Source organism: Synechococcus sp. B60.1 (assembly GCF_047462555.1).
Lineage (GTDB): Bacteria > Cyanobacteriota > Cyanobacteriia > Thermostichales > Thermostichaceae > Thermostichus.
Genome location: NZ_JANSJN010000158.1, coordinates 1 through 3,273, shown reverse-complemented (window position 1 = coordinate 3,273; position 3,273 = coordinate 1). Strand labels below are relative to the sequence as shown.

At 48.8% G+C, this 3,273-nt stretch carries 3 protein-coding genes and 1 pseudogene; 3 read left to right on the top strand and 1 reads right to left on the bottom strand.

The genetic code is table 11. The features are described from left to right. Nucleotides 1–363 precede the first annotated feature (363 nt). A complete protein-coding gene (locus tag NW863_RS12595) occupies nucleotides 364–1,113 on the top strand; it encodes a SinI family restriction endonuclease (RefSeq protein ID WP_414366774.1) in 750 nt (249 codons plus the stop codon). On the opposite strand, the gene NW863_RS12590 is transcribed toward NW863_RS12595, so the two are convergent. After that, entirely contained in the window at nucleotides 1,108–2,541 is a 1,434-nt protein-coding gene (locus NW863_RS12590; protein ID WP_414366772.1) for a DNA cytosine methyltransferase, read from the bottom strand. The genes NW863_RS12595 and NW863_RS12590 overlap by 6 nt on opposite strands. A 165-nt stretch (nucleotides 2,542–2,706) precedes the next feature. Here NW863_RS12590 and ebsA point away from each other — a divergent pair, with 165 nt between their 5' ends. Further along, nucleotides 2,707–3,078, top strand: a complete 372-nt coding sequence (ebsA, locus tag NW863_RS12585; protein WP_414366770.1) for a type IV pilus biogenesis protein EbsA — start codon at nucleotides 2,707–2,709, stop codon at nucleotides 3,076–3,078. Next, nucleotides 3,068–3,273, top strand: a pseudogene (locus NW863_RS12580) (citramalate synthase); the annotation flags it as partial. The gene ebsA and the pseudogene NW863_RS12580, both read left to right, overlap by 11 nt.

Sequence of the window (3,273 nt, the reverse complement as noted above, 5' to 3'; positions counted from 1 at the left end):
GCTATCGACCCCGCCTGAGTAGGCCACCAAGACCCGCCCCATCTCGGCGAAGATTTGGACAAGCTGGTGGAACTTGCGTTGCAGGACGGGATCCAGCTCCGGCAAGGAGTCGGCAGTGGGGTTTGGGGCTATGTTCATAAGGCCAGCAGATTCGGTAAGTTGGGGCCAAGGGGACGCCGTCTTGGCCCGGCGGAGGAGAACCTGGGGCGGTTTTCCCTTCCTATTGTTTCTCAGAGTTTCCCGACTTTCCAACGGTTCCTTCCCAAGTGAGGTGCTGGACTCTTGCCGAGGGATACTTGGCTGCGTAGCTCAGGTAGTGGGAACATAGGGCAATTGCTACAAGCTGTAGAAGAGACCCGCGAGATGCCTGCTACCCTGACCCTAAAAAATATCATTCGCAACAACTCCGAAGAAAAGTTTCTAAAACTTTTTGAAAATGCTCTCTCTCAAGAGAATCATCAAATTCTTGAGGCCCACCGAACTATTCTTAGAGCCTGCTACAGCAACCCAGAACTTTGTCCGACGATAAAGGGCGAGAAAGAGGAGGAAGTAGTCAGAAGGTGGATAAAAAGGTATGATAATGGCTACAAAAATAGGATCTCGAAACGAATATCAAGGCCTCCGAAAACAACTTCTGACCCAATCATCAGCGATATCATTGGGGCTCGAATGCCTGGACTTACAGAAGAACATCTAGAACAAATCAAATATGCTCATAGGCTATCGATGTCCGCCGAAAATATCCTAGGGCTACTACTGGAAGAGTTTCTAGCGGAACAACTCGCTGAATATGGATGGCACTGTTGCTGGGGAGCAACCCTTCTCCACGTTGATTTTTGTAATGTGGATGGTCGCCTTCTCCAGGTTAAGAATCGCAGCAACTCAGAAAATAGCTCTTCCTCCAAGTTAAGAAACAAAAAGAATATCAAAATATGGTACAGAATTGACGCTGAGTCAGGTTCTTATAAGTGGGATGATTTTAATAGCGAATACAAAACAGATCGCTTCTCAGAAGAGAACTTTGTTAAGTTTGTTAGACAGGTTTTGACAAGTAACCCAGACGCTCTGCCTGTTGAAGAGGACAATCCTTGGAAGAAAATAGCAAACTCATAAATCTAGGGATAGCTGTTTCATAGAGAACTCATCGGAATAACCCACGTCTAACATCCAGCTAACATCATCAGTTCTGTGGTAGCGGGAGTATGGGAAGTCCGGATATACGATAGGCTGCTCACCTTTTAGATAAGAGATCAACATCTTGGCAATTGCCCTTCCTAGAGAACGAGGAACGGCGTTCCCAACTTGACGATATTGATCAAGTAAACTGCCTGCTATGACCCAGTCGTCTGGAAGTTCTTGGATACGCTTGTATTCTTCAATACTAAGAGGCCTATCCTCCTCAGGGTGAGCTAGATCTGTAGCAGGCATCGCTGGATGTGTGACCAATGTTGGTGCAGGTTTATCCCAGTCTAACCTTCGGTAAAAGCCTGTTCTTCCACCACTTGAATAATAAGAAGCACCCAATGCCTCTTTCTTAAGCCCTTCGGGTAAGTCTCGCCAGCATTGACCAGGCTTCAGTAGTCTGTAGTACTTAAGTCGTTTTTCAGGGAACTTAACAAAATGATGCCCATCTTTGGGAAGACCTTCTAAAGCTTCTCGTAAAGTTTTCCATCTCGGTAAGCCGTACAAGCCTTTCTCCGAATGAGTAGGTGTTAGATAGGGCAGTTTCTTGCCATCTCGGCTACAAGAGATAATCAGTCTCTCTCTCTGTTGGTAAGCGCCAAAATTGGCAGCATTGTACAAGTTGAAAGAAATACTATAGCCTGCATCCCTGAGCCGTCGAATGATGAAGAGCAAAGCACTACCTCTCTGCTCTTCTTGTGTCAAGGGTGGAAAGTTTCCACCTCGCATTCGATGAGGCCTATGTTTTAGAGGAGCGGACAATAGACCTCGAACATTTTCGATAATTGCAAACCTTGGCTTAAGCTCAACGATCAGATCGATAAAAGCTAAGAAGACATTACCACGCTCGTCATTAAATCCTTGCCGCCTACCTGCGCTGCTAAAAGATTGACAGGGAGGTCCACCAATAATGAGATCGATCTCCTCGCTTATACCTAAGCCTGCTTTCTCTCGAATCTCTGCGGCTGAGTAATTTCGGATATCTCCAATTAGTCCTATATCTGGCCGGTTGATCTCAATTGTTTTTCGAGCTGCCGGATCAACTTCACAAGCAAGTAGTACCTGAATACCTTCTTCCTCTAAGCCTAGATCTAGGCCCATACAGCCAGAGAAAAAACTTAAGGCCTTCAGTTGAGGTTGACTAGAAGAGCGACGACTATGATCGGCCACTTGCTGGTCTTTTTCTTCTCGCTTAGCCCAGTAGTTTTCAACCGACTCCGATGCTATAATCCAACGGCTACCAACTTTTTCCCCGATGATCCCACCGTCTCGGAGTAGCCGTCGCACATATTGCTCCGAGCAGTTCAAAATTTCTGAAGTCTCCTTTACAGAAAGGTATTGTCCAGGCAGAGCAGACATTCTTCGGAGTCGAAACTAGATTTAGGTACCCACATCATACTGCATCAGCCAACGGCAAACAATGGGGACAACCTAGCCGGCAGCCCGCCAACGCGGTAGGCTAGATCGCAGTGGGCCTTCTGTTGGGTTCTCTACTGCAATCAACGGTTCTCTCCTCTTGCCGCCATGGCTTTGCAACTTGAACCTGCCGCTCCGGCAGAGGTAGCCATCTATCAGCCCTATTACGCCGTTGCGCGCCGGCAACACCTAGCTCTTGCGGTGGGCCTCTACAAAAAAGGCAGCCTGGAAGGACAGAGGGCCATCGAGGGAGACAAACCTGTGCGTTTCCTGGCCAGTTGGCACACGTCGCCGTTGCCCTCCGATCTGACCGTAGTGCAAGTGATCTTCGATCAGGATGCCGAGCTCACTTACCAGCTCTCCATCGCCAACTACGAGTTTGTGGATTACCTAATCGATGTCGTAACACTGGTGCAGCGTGGACAACCGCCGGATTTCACCACTGCCTTTTACAAAAAGCTGATGCGGTATGAAGACTGACGCCAATTCTCCGGTTGCCGTCACCCTCTACGACACCACCCTGCGGGATGGGGCGCAGCGGGAGGGGCTATCGCTATCACTGCAAGACAAGATCCAGATCGCCAAGCTGCTGGATCGCCTGGGGATCCCGTTTATCGAGGGGGGCTGGCCGGGGGCCAATCCCAAGGATGTGCAGTTTTTCTGGCAACTGCGGGA

What these genes read in the sequence shown, in the direction of transcription:
- NW863_RS12595 (WP_414366774.1), top strand. Translation starts at nt 364, where the DNA reads ATGCCTGCTACCCTGACCCTAAAAAATATCATTCGCAACAACTCCGAA.
- NW863_RS12590 (WP_414366772.1), bottom strand. Translation starts at nt 2,541, where the DNA reads ATGTCTGCTCTGCCTGGACAATACCTTTCTGTAAAGGAGACTTCAGAA.
- ebsA (WP_414366770.1), top strand. Translation starts at nt 2,707, where the DNA reads ATGGCTTTGCAACTTGAACCTGCCGCTCCGGCAGAGGTAGCCATCTAT.